This window comes from Vibrio qingdaonensis (assembly GCF_026191675.1).
Classification (GTDB): Bacteria; Pseudomonadota; Gammaproteobacteria; order Enterobacterales; family Vibrionaceae; genus Vibrio; species Vibrio qingdaonensis.
In genome coordinates this window covers 1-859 of the sequence record NZ_JAKRRY010000134.1, presented here as the reverse complement: position 1 = coordinate 859, position 859 = coordinate 1, and the positions used below count along the sequence as shown (strand labels likewise).

Genomic DNA, 859 nt, shown 5'->3' with positions numbered 1-859 from the left:
AAGCGACCAACCGACGATTTTACGCGAGTAAAGGTCGATAACGACCGCTAGATACATCCAACGTTTACCTTGCTTTATATACGTTAGATCTCCAGACCATTGTTGATTAACTGCCGTTGGTTTTGGTGTGTCTTTTTTAATATTCTTAATCGATTGATAGAACCGATGTAGCTTGGCCATTTTTATGTAAATACGATAACTTCGCGCTCTCAGCCCTTGCTCTCTCATGATCCGAGCCACACGCTTGCGGCTAACCAAAACTCCTTGGCGCCTCAGCTCTGCATGAACTCGTGGACTACCGTAAGTCTCTCGACTCTGAGTAAACACTTTAATTATGCGCTTCTTCAAAGCCTGCTCTTCTTGATCGTAGCGGCTTGGCTCTCTATCAAGCCATGCGTAGTAACCCGACTTGGAAACAGATAGAAAACGACACATCAATACAATGGAATAACGCGTTTTGTAATGGGCTATGAATCGGAATTTTGTCGATTTTCTTGGGCAACGAATCGTTGCCACTTTTTTAGCAAGTCATTCTCGAGCTTAAGTTGTTCGTTCTGACGTTCAAGCTCTGCAATCCGACTAGACTCAGTTTTCTGACTCGGGATCTTAGTCCTTTTCTTACGTTTATCTTCCAAAATAACCCCTTCTCTATAGTCCTTTCGCCATTTAGAAAGCATATAAGGGTGGATATCCAATGATAGCGCCACGCTTTTAACTGTAGCTCCTTCTCGAAGCGAAAGTCGGACGGCAGTTACCTTAAATTCCGTGAGATATTGTTGAGTTTTTTTACCTGATTTATAAGCTGGCATAAACACCTCCAATTACAATTGAAGGTGTCCACTAGATCGGGTCAACTACA

General features: G+C 42.8%; 1 pseudogene. It reads right to left on the bottom strand.

Annotated elements, in window-relative coordinates:
- Positions 1–809 (bottom strand): annotated as a pseudogene (locus MD535_RS25685) (IS3-like element ISVisp1 family transposase); the annotation flags it as partial.
- Positions 810–859: the final 50 nt, after the last annotated feature.